Source organism: Dactylosporangium siamense (genome assembly GCF_016862795.1).
In the GTDB taxonomy this organism is placed as follows: Bacteria; Actinomycetota; Actinomycetes; order Mycobacteriales; family Micromonosporaceae; genus Dactylosporangium; species Dactylosporangium siamense.
In genome coordinates this window covers 70,327-84,991 of record NZ_BONQ01000083.1, presented here as the reverse complement: position 1 = coordinate 84,991, position 14,665 = coordinate 70,327, and the positions used below count along the sequence as shown (strand labels likewise).

At 72.3% G+C, this 14,665-nt stretch carries 15 protein-coding genes; 9 read left to right on the top strand and 6 right to left on the bottom strand.

Annotated features, from left to right (window positions below; all coding sequences use genetic code 11):
* Positions 1–28: 28 nt before the first annotated feature.
* Entirely contained in the window at positions 29–625 is a 597-nt protein-coding gene (locus Dsi01nite_RS27265; protein WP_203849125.1) for a DedA family protein, read from the bottom strand.
* Between the two features lie 75 nt (positions 626–700).
* Between Dsi01nite_RS27265 and Dsi01nite_RS27260 the strand changes: the two genes are divergently transcribed.
* The 7 genes from Dsi01nite_RS27260 to Dsi01nite_RS27230 all read left to right on the top strand — a co-directional run bounded on the left by Dsi01nite_RS27260 (position 701) and on the right by Dsi01nite_RS27230 (position 7,498).
* The gene (locus Dsi01nite_RS27260) at positions 701–1,861 is read left to right on the top strand and encodes an MFS transporter (RefSeq protein WP_203849124.1); all 1,161 of its coding nucleotides are present in this window, start codon (positions 701–703) and stop codon (positions 1,859–1,861) included.
* A gap of 59 nt (positions 1,862–1,920) precedes the next feature.
* Positions 1,921–2,142, top strand: coding sequence for a hypothetical protein (locus Dsi01nite_RS27255; protein WP_203849123.1), 222 nt, complete (start codon positions 1,921–1,923; stop codon positions 2,140–2,142).
* Positions 2,139–3,488 carry a hypothetical protein gene (locus Dsi01nite_RS27250; protein WP_203849122.1) on the top strand — a complete coding sequence of 450 codons (1,350 nt, stop codon included), beginning with the start codon at positions 2,139–2,141 and terminating at the stop codon, positions 3,486–3,488. Before Dsi01nite_RS27255 ends, Dsi01nite_RS27250 begins: the two co-directional genes overlap by 4 nt.
* Positions 3,489–3,543: 55 nt before the next feature.
* On the top strand, positions 3,544–3,906 hold the full coding sequence (locus Dsi01nite_RS27245; RefSeq protein WP_203849121.1) for a response regulator transcription factor: 363 nt from the start codon (positions 3,544–3,546) through the stop codon (positions 3,904–3,906).
* Positions 3,903–5,936: a sensor histidine kinase gene (locus Dsi01nite_RS27240; RefSeq protein WP_203849120.1), complete on the top strand. Its 2,034-nt coding sequence runs from the start codon at positions 3,903–3,905 to the stop codon at positions 5,934–5,936. Before Dsi01nite_RS27245 ends, Dsi01nite_RS27240 begins: the two co-directional genes overlap by 4 nt.
* Before the next feature lie 65 nt (positions 5,937–6,001).
* A complete protein-coding gene (locus tag Dsi01nite_RS27235; RefSeq protein WP_203849119.1) occupies positions 6,002–7,015 on the top strand; it encodes a hypothetical protein in 1,014 nt (337 codons plus the stop codon).
* Between the two features lie 117 nt (positions 7,016–7,132).
* The gene (locus Dsi01nite_RS27230; protein WP_203849118.1) at positions 7,133–7,498 is read left to right on the top strand and encodes a response regulator; all 366 of its coding nucleotides are present in this window, start codon (positions 7,133–7,135) and stop codon (positions 7,496–7,498) included.
* Here the strand turns inward: Dsi01nite_RS27230 and Dsi01nite_RS27225 are convergent.
* Positions 7,484–8,143 (bottom strand): response regulator transcription factor, encoded by a 660-nt coding sequence (locus Dsi01nite_RS27225; protein WP_203849117.1) that lies wholly within the window; start codon positions 8,141–8,143, stop codon positions 7,484–7,486. The genes Dsi01nite_RS27230 and Dsi01nite_RS27225 overlap by 15 nt on opposite strands.
* A 41-nt stretch (positions 8,144–8,184) precedes the next feature.
* Here Dsi01nite_RS27225 and Dsi01nite_RS27220 point away from each other — a divergent pair, with 41 nt between their 5' ends.
* Positions 8,185–10,119, top strand: coding sequence for a CHASE3 domain-containing protein (locus Dsi01nite_RS27220; RefSeq protein ID WP_203849116.1), 1,935 nt, complete (start codon positions 8,185–8,187; stop codon positions 10,117–10,119).
* A gap of 137 nt (positions 10,120–10,256) precedes the next feature.
* The gene (locus Dsi01nite_RS27215; protein WP_203849115.1) at positions 10,257–10,496 is read left to right on the top strand and encodes a hypothetical protein; all 240 of its coding nucleotides are present in this window, start codon (positions 10,257–10,259) and stop codon (positions 10,494–10,496) included.
* A 27-nt stretch (positions 10,497–10,523) separates the two neighbouring features.
* Here the strand turns inward: Dsi01nite_RS27215 and Dsi01nite_RS27210 are convergent, their stop codons facing one another.
* The 4 genes from Dsi01nite_RS27210 to Dsi01nite_RS27195 form a co-directional block, all read right to left on the bottom strand.
* Positions 10,524–11,207 (bottom strand): hypothetical protein, encoded by a 684-nt coding sequence (locus Dsi01nite_RS27210; RefSeq protein ID WP_203849114.1) that lies wholly within the window; start codon positions 11,205–11,207, stop codon positions 10,524–10,526.
* A gap of 216 nt (positions 11,208–11,423) precedes the next feature.
* Positions 11,424–12,890 carry a DUF1996 domain-containing protein gene (locus Dsi01nite_RS27205; RefSeq protein ID WP_203849113.1) on the bottom strand — a complete coding sequence of 489 codons (1,467 nt, stop codon included), beginning with the start codon at positions 12,888–12,890 and terminating at the stop codon, positions 11,424–11,426.
* Positions 12,891–12,991: 101 nt separating this feature from the next.
* Positions 12,992–13,825 (bottom strand): class II fructose-bisphosphate aldolase, encoded by an 834-nt coding sequence (locus Dsi01nite_RS27200; RefSeq protein ID WP_203849112.1) that lies wholly within the window; start codon positions 13,823–13,825, stop codon positions 12,992–12,994.
* On the bottom strand, positions 13,806–14,657 hold the full coding sequence (locus Dsi01nite_RS27195; RefSeq protein WP_239136204.1) for a 1-phosphofructokinase family hexose kinase: 852 nt from the start codon (positions 14,655–14,657) through the stop codon (positions 13,806–13,808). Before Dsi01nite_RS27195 ends, Dsi01nite_RS27200 begins: the two co-directional genes overlap by 20 nt.
* Positions 14,658–14,665 lie beyond the last annotated feature (8 nt).

Below are 14,665 nucleotides of genomic sequence, written 5' to 3'. Positions count from 1 at the left end.
GGAAGCACAGGACCGAGAACGCGTACGGTCAGTTACTGACCGTAGCCATGCGCCGGGTCGTGAACAGCGCCACCCACCCGAACGCACACCCCAGGCCGACCGTCGCGACCGTGGTCAGGCTACCGGTCGGGAGCAGGCCCGACAGGCGGGAGGCGGCGACGCCCAGCCCCACGTAGAGCCCGCCCCACAGGGCCGAGCCGAGCACGGCGGAGCGCAGGAACCGCAGGTAGGGCATCCGCAGCCCGCCCGCGGCGAGCGGCACCAGGGTGTTGAGGAACGGCAGGAACGGCGCCGTGACCAGGATCCGGGCGCCGCCGGTGCGGACCACGTGGTCCGCCTTCGCCCAGCGGTCCTCGCCGATCCAGCGGCCGAACCGGCCCTGCCGCAGCCGCTGGCCGAAGGTCCAGCCGACGAAGAAACTCAGTGACCAGCCGGCCAGGCACCCTGCGATGATCCAGCCCAGGCTGCTGAACGGATCGGTGGCGCCGGCCGTGGTGAGGATGGCGACATCGGCCGGGATGAGGATGCCGAGCAGCGGGATGGAGTCGAGCAGCATGACGAGCCCCAGCGCCAGCCCCAGCAGGGCGGCGGGAAGGCTGTACAGCGGTTCGAGCCACTCGGTCATGTGGATGACGGTATGGCTGAGCGGATAAGCGGCACATCAGGGAGCGACCCCGAGACAACCCCGAGGGGCTTCCGGATGCTTCTGGGGGCACGCGCCATCTCGTACGCCGGCGACACCCTCAGCATGGTCGCGCTGATGCTGCACGTCGCCACGTCGACCGGCCAGGCCCTCGCGGTCGCCGCGCTGCTGCTCGCCGGGGACTTCGTGCCGTCGCTCGTCGCGCCGTTCGCGGGAGCCCTCGCCGACCGGTTCGACCGGCGCCGGCTGATGATCGGCTGCGAGCTGGTGCAGGCCCTCGCAGTCCTGGTCATCGCGCTGTCCCTGCCCCCGGTGTGGCTGCTGCTGGTGCTGGTCGCCGCCCGGGCCGTCGCGGGGCAGGTCTTCCAGCCGGCGTCGCGGGCCGCCGTGCCGTCGCTGGTGCCGCCGGAGGGTCTCGTCGCCGGCAACGCCCGGCTGGGTCTGGTCACCAACATCGCCGAGCTGGCGGGACCATTGCTGGCCGCGGCCCTGCTGCCGGGCCTGGGGACGCGGGGCGTGCTCGCCGTCGACGCGGCGTCGTTCGTCGTGTCCGCCGCGCTCCTGACCGGGCTGCCGCACCTGGCGCCGGTGGAAAAGGCGGAGGTCGAGTCGCTGTGGAAGGGCGCCCGCACCGGACTGGGATACCTGGCGCGGCACCGCACGGTGCGGATCATCGCGCTCGGCTTCTGCGCGGTCGTGCTGTGCACCGGCGTCGACGACGTCGCGCTCGTCGTGCTGGCCAAGGAGGGCCTGCACACCAACGACTCGGTCGCGGCGCTGCTGCTCGGCGCGGTCGGCTTCGGCCTCACCGCCGGCTATGCGCTGCTGTCGAAGGCCGGCAACCACCTTGGGATGACCGTGCTGCTGGTCGCGGGCTTCGCGGTCAGCTCGGCCGGTAACCTGCTCACCGGGGCGTTCGCGCACGTCACCTGGGCCGTGGCGGCGGTGTTCGCGATGCAGGCGGGGCGCGGGCTCGGCATCGCCGCGATCGATGTGGCGAGCAACACGCTGCTGCAACGGCTCGTCCCGGACGCACTGCTGGGCCGGGTCTTCGCCAACCTGTACGGCGCGGTGGGCGCGTCCGCCGCGCTGTCCTACGTGCTCGGTGGCCTGCTGCTGGACGCCACCGACGCGCCGACGACCCTGATCGTGGCCGGCGCCGGCGGGCTGCTCGCCGCATTGGTGACCGCGGTGGCGCTGGCCCGGCGCGTCGATTGAGGACATTGACGCTTCCTTTGCTAGCGTCCCCGCTAGCAAACGGCTAGCAGGAGTGTGGGTTGGAAACGACAGAGAACGCGGTGGCGATGCCGCCGCAGCGACCGCGATTCGAGCGTGTGCAGCTCAACACGCGGGTCCGGGTGGAGATCGAGCAGATGCTCCAGCGCTTCGTCGAAGACCACAACACCACGGTGCAGAGCTCCGTGGACCTCGCGCTGGCCGAGTTCCTCGCGGCGCGGGGCTACCCGCTGCCCGCAACGGATGACAGGAGAAGCCGGTGACTTCGCCGGGCAGTAAGCGACCTGGAATTGTCGAACTCGACGCCGACCTGCAACGCACGGTCCGCCGCACCTCATACATGCGCCAGCTCTTCTACTTCGTGGTGCTGCTGGTCGCCCTCGCCGGGCAGGTGTCCGGCGCGGTCGAGGCGCTCGGCATCCCGCTCCTGTGGGCCATCCCCGCGGTCGGCGCGCTGGAGCTGGGCGGCATCGTGGTCCTGGCCAACGCCGACGTCCGGCGCCGGCTGGGTGAGCGGGCGACGGCCTCGCGGGTGCTGTCCGCGGCCATCGCCGGCTTCGCCGTCGCCTTCAACTGGCTGGCGCACGACAACAAGCTGCTCGCCGGCTTCTTCGCCGGCATGTCGTTGCTGGGTTACCTGGTGTGGCTGATGCACACGGAGAACCAGCGCCGCGACCGGCTGCGGGCCACCGGCGACCTGCCGCCGACCACGCCCGCCTACGAGATGGTCGGGCACTGGATCCGGCACCCGTGGCTGACCCTGCGGGCCAAGAACCTGGCGAAGGCCGACGACCGGCTCGGGCTCTACACCTCCCTCGCGGCGGCGCGCGCCGAGAAGCGCAAGGAGGTGCGGACCAAGGCGATCGCCAAGGTGCTGCACCGCAAGATCCGCGCCGCGGTCGACCCGACGACGGCCGACATCGCGGTCGCCGTCTACGACCTGGACGAGATCGCCGTGCGGCTCGCCGACGGTGCCGACTACGACGGCCTCACCGCGCTCATCGCCGCGGACCTGTCCCCGGCCCGCCTGGCATCCGACGCGCGGATCATCTCCGTGGTCGACGAGCCGGCGCGCCGGCCGGCCATCACCGATGCGGAATCGGTGCCGGCTGAGGAGCAACTGACGCTGCCGGAGGTGGCTGACGTTCCCGTTGCGCCTGGTGCGCCCCCAGCGCCTGCTGTGGCCGCCGGGCCCGCTGAGGTGGCCGTTCCCGCCACTCCCGAGCCGCCGGCCGTCTCGCCGCTGGGCGAGTGGCGGGGCGAGATCGCCGAGATCCTGCCGCCGCCGGCCCCGCGCCGGGCCCGGGGCCAGTCGAAGGTGGTCACACCGGATCTCGGCGACGAGCCGACGCTGACCCCGAGCCGGGCGATCCGTGAGGGCTCGCTGCGCAGCCAGGTGCACGCCGCGCTGCACGAGCACGTGCCGGACAACGACCCTCGCGACACGATGGCACTGACCTCGTTCGTCGGTGACCTGCTCGAGCTCAACGACGTGGAGCGGCTGACCGCCTCCAACTACGTGCGGACATGGAAGCGTGAGGTCGACGCCGGCCGCCGCGCCTCGGTCAACGGCCGCCACCTGCAAGATGTGATCCCGACCAAGCGCTGATGCTCAACACTCTCCCCTGCCTGTCGATCATCACGGTGACAGGCAGGGGGCCGGTATGGCGCGGATTCTGGTCGTTGACGACGAGCAGGACGTCCTTGAACTGATCGTGAAACGCCTGCGTGCCGACGGGCACGAGGTCCTCGCCGCCGGCAGCGGCGATGCGGCACTGGAGCAGGTCGCGCGGCACGGGTTGCCGGACGGCGCGATCCTCGACGTCGACCTGCCCGGCATGGACGGCATCGACCTGCTGCTCCGGTTGCGGGAGCAGCGGGCCGACCTGCCGGCCATGTTCCTGACGGTGCTGTGGGACGGGGCGGTCGTCGCGCGCGTGCGCGACACCGGCGCGCTGTACCTGCGCAAACCCTTCACGACGGAGAGCCTCCGGACCGCGCTCGACATGGTGCTGGTGCCCGGATGATCGGCTCCCTCGGGCGGACGCTGGCCTGGTCGGTGCTCTGCCTGCTGGCCACGTTCGCGGGCCGGCTGACCATCATGGACGGCACGAGCCTCAGCCTGGTCTGGCCGGCGGCGGGGGTCACCGTCCTGTGGTTCTCCATGCAGCGCCGGGCCAGGCTGCGCTGGGCCGATCCGCTGATGCTGGCGGCCATCACCCTGGCGGTGAACATGGCGACCGGCGCCCCGCTGGTCCTGGCGCTGTGGTTCGTCGCGGCCAACCTGACCCAGGTGGCCGTGTTCCTGCGGGTGCACGCCCGGCTCAGCCCGCAGCTCTGGGGCGCCGGCGGCGACGCGCCGCTGTCCCGCGCGACCGACCTGTGGCGGCTGCTGTTCGCCACGGTGGCGGGCACGCTCGCCGGCGCGGCGATCGGGCCGCCCGCGGTCTGGCTGGTGTCCGGTCACGTCTCCTGGGTGGACGCGGCCGTCTGGTTCACCCGCAACACGGTCAGCATCCTGCTGATCGCGGCGGTCGGGCTGCGGGTCGGGCACCACTGGCGCGGTGGCTGGCAGGTGCGGCGGATCTCGCCGCTGCGCCTCGCCGAGTACGGGGCGCTGATCGTGTGCTCGCTCAGCGCGTACGTCATCGCCTTCGCCGTGAACCACGGCCTGCCGCTGGCGTTTCCGCTGCTCGCGGTCACGGTCTGGGCGGGGTTGCGGTTGCACACCACCTTCGTGGTCCTGCACGATCTGTGCCTGGGCGCCGTCGCGGTGCTCTTCACGCTGCACGGCGACGGGCCGTTCGCCACGATCGAGTCCCACCAGGCGCGGGCGCTGGTGGCGCAGGCGTTCGTCGGCATGGTCGCCATCGTCGGGCTGTCGATCGCCCTCGGCCGGGACGAGCGGTCTGAGCTGCTGCGGCAGCTCACCGACACCGGCCGGGCCGCCGCGGCGCAGGCCCAGCTGCTCACCACGATCGTCGACTCGATGAGCGACGGCGTGGCCGTGATCCGGGCCGACGGCACCTGGGCGATGCGCAACCCCGCCTCGGTGGCGCTGCTCGGCGGCGTGACCAGCGGCACCGGCACCATCGCCGACCCCGGCCACTACGGCCTCTTCCATCCGGACGGCACCCCGCTGCCGGACGCGGACATGGCGCACACCCGGGCCCTCGCGGGCGAGGACGTGCACAACATGGAGCTGCTGGTGCGCAACAGCGGCGTGCCCGACGGCCGGATCGTGAGCGTCAGCGCCCGGCGGCTGCTGGGCGACGACGGTGTCGTGGTCGTGTTCCACGACGTCACGGCCGAGCGGCGGCAGCGCGACGAGCTCGCGGCCTTCGCCGGGGTGGTGGCGCACGACCTGCTCAACCCGCTGACCACCATCGACGGCTGGGCCGAGAACCTCGACGACACGTTGCGCGGCATGCCCGACACCGCGGCGCAGCGCGACGCCACCGACAGCCTCAGCCGGATCGTGCGCGCCTCCGGCCGCATGCGGCACCTGATCAACGATCTGCTCGCGTACACCACCACCCGCAACGCTGTCATCGCGCCGGTCGACGTCCGGTTGCGGGACCTGGTCGTGGACGTGACCACGGCCCGCGCCGACCTGGCGGGTGCCGCGACCGCGCCGCTGTTCACGCTCGGCCGGCTGCACGACGTGCACGCCGACCCGGTGCTGCTGCGGCAGCTGGTCGACAACCTGATCGGCAACGCGGTGAAGTACACCGCGCCCGGGGTCGTCCCGCGGATCGAGATCTGCTCGGTGCGCGTCGAGGGCGACCTGGTCCGGGTCGAGATCACCGACAACGGCATCGGCATTCCCGCCGGGCAGCACGAGGCGATCTTCAACAACTTCCACCGGGCGCACCGCTCCGGTGGCTACGCCGGCACTGGCCTCGGCCTGGCGATCTGCAAGCGGATCGTGGAGCGGCACGGCGGCTCGATCACCGCGACCGACAACCCGGACGGCGGCTCCCGGTTCGTGTTCACGCTGCCGAAGGCGACCCGCCGTGAGGTAGCCCACGCCGTCAAAGCGAACGCTCGTTCTTGACTCGTTGCCCGGCCGGGGGCATGCTCGACGGTAAGCGAATGAACGTTCCTTTTAGGAGACTTCCGATGGCACCCACCGCACCTCGGTCGCCCTGGTCCCGCGTCGGCGCGATCGTGCTCCTGTTGACCGCCCTGCTCAGCCTCATCATGATCGCGTTCGCCTGGCCGGCGACCCGGTCGAGCGTCCACGACATCCCGATCGCCGTCGCCGGGCCGCCCGCCGCCACCGCGCAGATCGCCCAGCAGCTGTCGGCGAAACGGCCCGGCACGTTCGACGTCACCATCGTGGACGGCACCGCCGCGGCGGAGCGGCTCATCCTCGACCGCGAGGTGTACGGCGCGATCGACGTCTCCAGCGGTCACCCGCAGCTGATCATCGCCTCCGCCGCCAGCCCCGTCGTCGCGCAGGCCCTCCAGCAGGTGGCCCAGGCCCTGGGTGGCGCCGAGCCCGCCGTGCCGGTCCGCGATCTGGTCCCGCTGCCCGCCGACGACCCGCGCGGCTCCGGCCTGGCCGCCGGCGCGCTGCCGCTCGTCCTCGGCGGGATCGCCGCCGCCGGCCTGCTCACCAGCCTCGTCGTCGGGCTCGCCCGCCGCCTCGCCGGGGCGCTCGCCTTCTCCGTCACCGGCGCCCTCGCCCTCACCGCGATCCTGCAGTTCTGGCTCGGCTCGATCGAGGGCTCCTACTGGCTCAACGCCGGCGCCGTCGCCCTCGGCATCGCCGCCACCGCCCTGACCATCCTCGGCCTGGAGTCCCTGCTCGGCGCGGCCGGTCTGGGCCTGGGGGCGGCGACCATGATGCTGCTGGGAAACCCGCTGTCGGGGCTGACCAGCGCCCCGCAGATGCTGCCGTCGGGCTGGGGCACGTTCGGCCAGTTCCTTCCCCCGGGCGCGGCGGGCTCGCTGCTGCGCAGCACGGCGTTCTTCGACGGTCACGCGGCCGCGTCGCACGTCTGGGTGCTGCTCGGCTGGGCGGTCTTCGGCCTGGCCCTCGCCGGCCTGGCGGCGGTGCGCACCTCGCGCCGCCCCGCCGCGGCTGAGCCGGCCTCCGCCGGGCGGCTGCCCGAGACGGCGGCCGTCTGAAGCCTGCTCCATCCGGACTCACCCCCGCGGTCCCGCGGGGGTGAGTCCGGGTCTGAGGTCTGCTCTTTCCCGCTAGCCGCAAGGTCGACGGCGGCTACACCTGGCACCGTTCACGGTATGACGATCCGCTGCGTCATCGTTGACGACTCGGAACGCTTCCGTGTCGGTGCCAGGCGCCTGCTGACCGCACAGGGCATCACGGTCGTCGCGGACGCGGCGAACAGCCAACAGGCGCTGCGCGCCGTGCGGGAACAGACGCCGGACGTGGTGCTGGTGGACGTCGGCCTCGGCGACGAGAGCGGGTTCGACCTCGCCGCCCTCATCGACACCAGCCCGGTCATCATGGTGTCGGCGTTCTCCGCCGAGGAGGTCGCTGACCTGCTCGCCGAGAGCAGGGCCATCGGCTTCCTGCCGAAGGAGCACCTGTCCGCCGCCGCGATCAGGTGCCTGCTGACCCGGCTGCCGCGATCAGGTGCCTGCTGACGCGGCTTCGAGGAACGTGAGGACCGCCAGGACCCGGCGGTGCGTCTCGTCGGTCTCGGGCAGGTCGAGCTTCGTCAGGATCGACCGCACGTGCTTCTCGACGGTGCCCTCGGTGACCCACAGCGCCCTGGCCACGCCCGCGTTGGACCGCCCCTCCGCCATCAGCGCGAGGACCTCCCGCTCGCGGGGGCTCAGCACGTCGAGGGGGTCCCGCCGCCGGTGCGCGGCGACCAGTTCCTGCACGACCGCCGGGTCGACCACGGTCCCGCCGTCCTGGACCCGGTGCAGCGTCTCCAGGAACTCCTCGACGTCGGTGATCCTGGTCTTGAGCAGGTAGCCGATGCGCTCGCCGCTGGCCAGCAGTTCGATCGCGTGCTCCACCTCGACGAACGCCGACAGCACGAGGATCGCCACCGACGGGAACCGGGCCCTGATCTCCCGGGCCGCGGCGAGGCCCTCGTTGGTGTGTGTCGGCGGCATGCGGATGTCCACGACCGCCAGGTCCGGCCTGACCTCCTCGACCAGCCGCAGCAGGTGCGCCCCGTCGTCGGCGATCCCGGTCACGGCATACCCGTGCCGGTCCAGGAGGCTGGCGAGTCCCTCCCGGAGCAGTACATCGTCGTCGGCAACCACCACAGATGTCATCAAAGCCAACATATCCCCGCTCAACCGGGTAGGACACCCCCATGCACGGGGGGTTGACGCTCCGCCTGGGGGTGACGTGCGCGCTGTTCACACTGCTGATCAGCACCGCGTTCGCAGCCATCCTGCTGTCCGTCTACCAGCTGCGGGAGTCCGTGCTTGCGGTGTCGAAGGCCGAGCAGGCGGTCTCCGCGGCGACCACCCTCGAGCGGCTCCTGCTGGACGTGGAGGCGGGCCGGCGGGGGTTCGCCCTCACCCGTGACCCGGCCCTGCTGGTGCCGTGGAAGGCGGCGCAGGATCAGATCCCGGCCCGGCAGGAGGAGCTCGTGGCGGCCGTTGCCGGCGATCCCGCACAGTCCCAGCGGATCGCCCAGATCAACGTGGAGATCACCGACTACCTCGACGACTACGCCGACCCCTCCATCGCGATGGAGGAGGGCGCGGTGCCGCAGAACATCAACGCCGAGTCGATCCGCGCCGGCCAGCGGCAGATCTCCGACCTGCGCCAGCAGTTCGACGACTTCGCCAACGCGCAGCGCACCACGGTCGAACGCAGCCGGCGGGACGCGATGATCGCCGGCCAGCGGGCCTTCGTCGCCGGGATCGCCGGTTTCGCCACCTCGTTGATCGGCGTCGCCATCCTGACCAGGTCGCTCGCCGTGATGGTGGCCCGCCCCCTGCACCGGCTGGTGTCCGCCGCCGACAAGGTCGCCAACGGTGACCTGAGCGTCCGCGTCGCCACCGACGGGCCGGTGGAGATCGGCAGTATGCAGCGCACGTTCAACTCGATGGTCGGCGTGCTGGAGCAGAGCCGCGACACGCTCAGCTCGATCGCCGCCGAGCAGGCGGCACTGCGCCGGGTGGCGACCGTCGCGGCCAAGGGGAAGCCGGCGGAGGCCGTGTTCGGCACGGTGACCGAGGAGGCCGGCAAGCTCTTCGGCGCGGACGCCACGGCCCTGCTCCGCTTCGAACCCGACGGCGGCGCCACCGTCGTGGCCAGCTGGTGCTGGGACGTCTCGCACCGCATCTCGCTGGGCAAGGTCAAGCTGGAGAACCAGGGCATCGCCGGGCAGGTCCTGCGCTCCGGCAAGCCGATCCGCCTCGAAGGACCCAGGAGCGCGGACTTCCTCGGCCGCGAGTTCGGCGACCTGTCGATCCGCTCCGCGATCGGCGCGCCGGTCCTCGTCGCCGGGCGGACCTGGGGCGTGCTGAAGGCCCTGTCGACCCGCGCCCGGCCGCTGCTGCAGCACGACGCCGCCCGGGCGGCGGAGTTCACCGACCTCATCGCCAGCGCGATCGCCAACTCGCAGGCCCGCGCCGACCTGACCGCGTCCCGGGCCAGGGTCGTCGCCGCGACCGACGAGAGCCGGCGCCGGATCGAACGCGACCTGCACGACGGCACCCAGCAGCGGCTGATCGCCCTGCTGCTGCAGCTGCGGGCGACCGAGACCCAGGTCGAGGACGGGTTGCAGGACCGGCTGCGGGGGATCGGCACCGACCTGGCCGAGGCGATCGACGAGCTGCGCGAGCTGGCCCGCGGCATCCATCCGTCGATCCTGTCGGAGGGCGGACTGGTCCCGGCGATCAAGTCGCTCGGCCGCAGGTCGCCGGTGCCGGTGGAGGTGCGCCTCGCGCTGCCCTCCCGCCTCGACACGAAGATCGAGATCGGGGTCTACTACGTCGTCGCCGAGGCGCTGACCAACGCCATCCGGCACGCTCACGCGACGCTCATCTCCGTCCGCGCGTCGATCGTGGAGGCCCCCGGCGGTGACCCCCCGGCGGGCCTGCTCGAGTTCTCGATCGAGGACGACGGGGTCGGCGGCGCCGATCCGCAGACCGGCACCGGCCTGATCGGCCTCGACGACCGGGTCGCCGCGCTCGGCGGCACGATGCACATCGCCAGCCGGCCGGGCCGGGGCACCCGGCTCGAGATCAGGATCCCGCTGGTGGACGCACCCGACAAGGGTGACGCCGGTTGAGATGCCGGTGGTGGCCAGCCGGTATGTCCGGGTCGGGAAACCCGCAGTGCCGGACGCATGCTGGCGCAGATGCCCCGCACCCTCACCCGAGCGACGGTGGACGGGACACCAACGACCTCTGTGAGAGGTGAGCCACAATGACGACCTGCCTGGTCGACCCGGTCCTGTGCATGGCCCTGTTCGTCTCCGACACCCCCAACCACGCCGATCTCGACGACGCGACCGTTCGCGACACCGTCGACCGGACGCTCGACCGGCTCGGCCCGGACGAGTGCTACGCCCGCGCCGCCGAGGTCTTCGGTGACCGCCCCGAGGTCGCGCTGGACCGCATCCAGTGGGCCCGCACGCTGTGCAGCCGGGCCCTCACCTCGGTCTGACCCCGCATCTGCATCCCTCCCGGCCGGTCAGTTCGTGGCCGGTGGCTGGCCACCCTGCTGGCCGCCGCCGTTGGTCTGGTTGAGCGTGGAGTCGGTGATCGTGGTGGCGATCGCGGCATCGCCGCTGATTGCGCCGACCACGGTCACGGTGTCGCCGACCTTCACGTCGCCGATCGTGCCGCCGCCGACCGTCGTGGAAGACGTGACCGCGAACGTCGTGGCGTGCCCGTCGGCGCTCTTCGCGGTGATCGACGAGGCGCTGACCGCGGTGACCGTGCCGGTCTGCATGCGCCTGGTGACGGTGCCGCCGTTCCCGTCGGACGCGACGAAGTCCCCGTAGAGCACCCCGGCGAGGCCGTTGGCCCCACGGCCCGTGCCTCCGCCCATGCCCCCGCCACCCATGCCACCCGGAGCACCCTGGCCACCGCCCGGCGCCCCCTGTGCGCCCTGGGCCCCCTGCGCCCCGGTCTGCTGGCTGGTGGACGCGCCGTTGTCGCTGGACGCCCTGATCACCGCGACCCCGCCACCGCCGATGACCAGCGCCGCGACCGCACCGACGATGGCGGTCTTCAACCTCGACGACCTGCCCGGCGTCTCGTTCCGCAGTGACGGCGCTTCAGCCAGGCTCGGTTCGGTCAGGTGGGGCACCGCCGTGCCGTTGACGGCGATCGGCTCGGCCCAGACCGGCGTGGTCTGCTCGGTGCTGCTCATGGTGTCGCTCCCGCGGTCGGTCGGCCCGCTCCGGGAGGGCCGCTGGAAGCAACTGTCACGGCCGTCCCTGCGAGGAACGTCCGCCGAACTTGGCAGCCGGCTGTGAAAAGGCCACCCGTGGCGGCGGGTGGCCTTTCCGATCGTGCGGCGGGGACCTGAGGCGTGTTTTGGTAAGTGGATGCCGGGCTGCGGCGGACCCCACTTACCAAACACGCCTTAGAAGTTGCCCGCCGAGTTGCACTTGTAGCCCTGGTCGAGGCAGTCCCGGACTCGCCGGGCCAGCTCCTCGGGCTCCCATGCGTTGAAGAAGTCCGCGTGCATCGAATACCCGTTGCCGGAGGAGAGCGTGATCCCGGTCGTGTTGGTGTTCAGCGGGTACGCGATCACGAAGGACACCGAGGGGATCGGCACCGGGTGCGACTTCGGGCAGGCGCCGGTGTAGTCGCCGTTGGCCATGTGGTCCTTGTGGTTGGGGCTGTCCAGGTGCACGCCGTCCCAGCAGTCGGGGAACGTGATCTGGCGGACCAGCTCGGCCGTCGGTGCGCAGACCGGGTATTCGCCGTCCGGGGTGCGCCCGGTCGAGCCGCCGATGCCCGCGCACCAGAAGTGGTTGCCCTGCTTGTCGGGCGTGTCCGTCTGGGTCTTCGCGTCACCGGCGATCATGCGCAGGCCGAACGGGAACGGCTGGGTCTTGCTCGGGTCCTTCAGGCGCGACCCGTAGTAGATGGTCACCGCGCCCTTGGGGTCGACGACCTTGCCGTTCTGGTACAGCGTCGGGATCCAGTAGGCCGAGTGGTCGCCGGCCGGGTTGCAGGTCGTCGCCCCGGCGAACAGGCTCTCGGCGGTCGAGGCGGCGTCGGTGGTCTTGTTGCCGAAGAACGTGTGGTTGTGCGCGGCGCCGGCCAGGCCCGGGAAGACGATCGGGTCGTCGTTGTTGTGGTGGCTCACCGTGCACTGCGCGTTGAACTCGGGGACCTTCACCGGGTTGTTGGTGATCGGCTTGGGCTTGCGGGCGAAGAACGCGGCGGTGTCGGCGGCCTGCTTCGCCGCGTCGACGGTCGGCCAGCCGGTCTGCGGGGCCGGCGGGGCGCTGGTCGGTGCCCCCGTCGGCGCCTTGGTGGTGGCGCCGCCGGTCGGGGAGCCGGGGATCGTCGCGGTCGGGGTCCGCTTGAACTGCAGCCAGTTGATGTTGATGAAGTCGCCGGCCTGGTTGCTCTTCAGCACGACGAAGACGGTCTGCGGGCCGGTCAGCGCAGACGGGCTGACGGCGGTCTTGGTGGTCCACGTCTGCCAGCCGCCGGTGTAGTTCACCGGGTAGCTGGCGAGCAGCTCGCCGGTCTGCGAGCCGGCGTGCAGCTCGACGGTGCCGCCGGCGCGGCTGGCCGCGGCGACGCGGACGCTGGCGGTCAGGGGTCCGCTGCTGCCGAGGTCGATGGCGTCGTAGCGCATCCAGTCACCGTTGGCGAGCCAGCCGACGTTCTTGCCGCCGCCGGTGTCGCCGGTGTTCTCGGTCTTCGCGCCGGACTGGCCGCTCCACGCCTCGGCCTGGATGAGGCCGGCGGTGTCGGACTGTTCGGCGCCCGCGCTGGTGGTGACGATGACGGTCGTCGCGACCGCGCCGACGACCGGCACGGCGAGCAGGGCGAGCAGGGTACGTCGTCTGGTCTGCCGCTGGGTCGGCATGAGCCCTCCGGGGAAAGTTGGGGCAAGCACCGCGACCGTAGACAGTGAGAGAGCGCTCTCTCAAGGGTTCCCCGGAGATCTAAGTCGAACGTAAAGGTGGCCTAAAGCTCGGTCACCACCCGCAGCGAACGCGTCACCGTGTCCGCCATCGCGGCCCTGGCGGCCGTCAGGTACTTCCGCGGGTCGACCACCGCCGGGTCATCGAGCGTGGCCCGGATCGCGTCGGTGAACGCGACGTTCAGCGCCGTGCCGATATTGATCTTCACGAGCCCGCCCCGGACCGCCGCGCGGAGCTCGCCGTCCGGCAGCCCCGACGAACCGTGCAGCACCAGCGGCACCGGCACCGCCGCGGTGAGCCGCGCGATGAGCGCGTGGTCGAGGGCCGCCGTCCGGGTGGTCATCGCGTGGCTCGACCCGACCGCGACCGCGAGGGCGTCGACGCCGGTCGCCGCCACGTATGCCGCCGCCTCCGCCGGGTCGGTCCGCGCGCCCGGCGCGTGCGCCCCGTCCTTGCCGCCGACCTCGCCGAGCTCGCTCTCCACCCAGATCCCGGCCGCGTGCCCCCGCCGGACCGCGTCCCCGGTCTTCGCCACGTTGTCAGCGAACGGCAGCCGCGACGCGTCGTACATCGCCGAGCCGAACCCGTGCGCGGCCGCCAGGTCGAACAGCTCGTCGCTCTCCACGTGGTCGAGGTGCAGCCCCACGGCCACCGCCGACAGCTCCGCGACCCGCCGCGCCGCCGCCGCGATCGGCCCGAGCCGTCCGCCGTGGAACTTCACCGCGTTCTGGCTGATCTGCAGCACCACCGGCCGGCCCGCCGCCTCCGCCCCGGCGACGATCGCCTCGGCGTGCTCGACGGTGATGACGTTGAACGCGCCGACACCGATCCCCGCCGCCCGCGCGGCCTCGACGATCTCACCTGTGGGGCTGAACATGGACCCGTTCCCTCGTCGCTCGGTAGTGGTTGATGTCGATCTCACCGGCGACCGGTGCCTTGACGGCCGCCGCGGCCAGGGCCACCGCGTCCGCGAGCAGCTCCGGCCACGGCGTGCCGTCGCGCAGGCCACGGGCGAGCGCCGCCGCGCACGCGTCGCCGGCGCCGGTCGGGTTGCCGGTCACCACCTCCGGCGGTGCCGCCCGCCACGACCCCTGCGGTGTCCGGGCGATCAGCCCGTCCGGCCCGTGCGACTCGACGACCGCCGCCGTCGTCGGGCTTTGCAGTGCCGCCAGCTCTTTGGCGTTGGGTTTGACCACATCCGGCCCGGCCGCCGCGCCTCGCCCGAGTGCCGCACCGCTCGTGTCGAGCACGCTGCGGCAGTGGTGCCGCCGAGCCAGCCGGATCAGCACCGCATAGGCGTCGTCCGGCAGCCCCTGCGGCAGTGACCCTGACAGCACGATCACCTCGGCGTCCTTGACCAGCCCGAGGTAGTGCTCCTGGAACGCGGCCCACTCCTCGCCGGTCACCACCGGGCCCGGCTCCCACAGCCCGGTCGCGTCGATGTCGTCGACGACCGTTACGGTCCGCCGGGTCTCCGCGCCGATCGGCGTGAAGCTGTGCGGGGTGTCGACCTTCGCCCGGACGGCGGCGCCGGTCGCCCCGCCGAGCAGCCCGGCCGCCAGGACCGGCTCGCCGAGCGCGTGCAGCACCGCGGCGACGTTGAGCCCCTTGCCGCCGGCCCGCTCAGCCACCCGCTGGACGCGGTGCGTGGCGTGCGGCACCAGCGCGTCCACGGTGTACGTCAGGTCCAGCGCGGGGTTCAGCGTCACCGTGACGA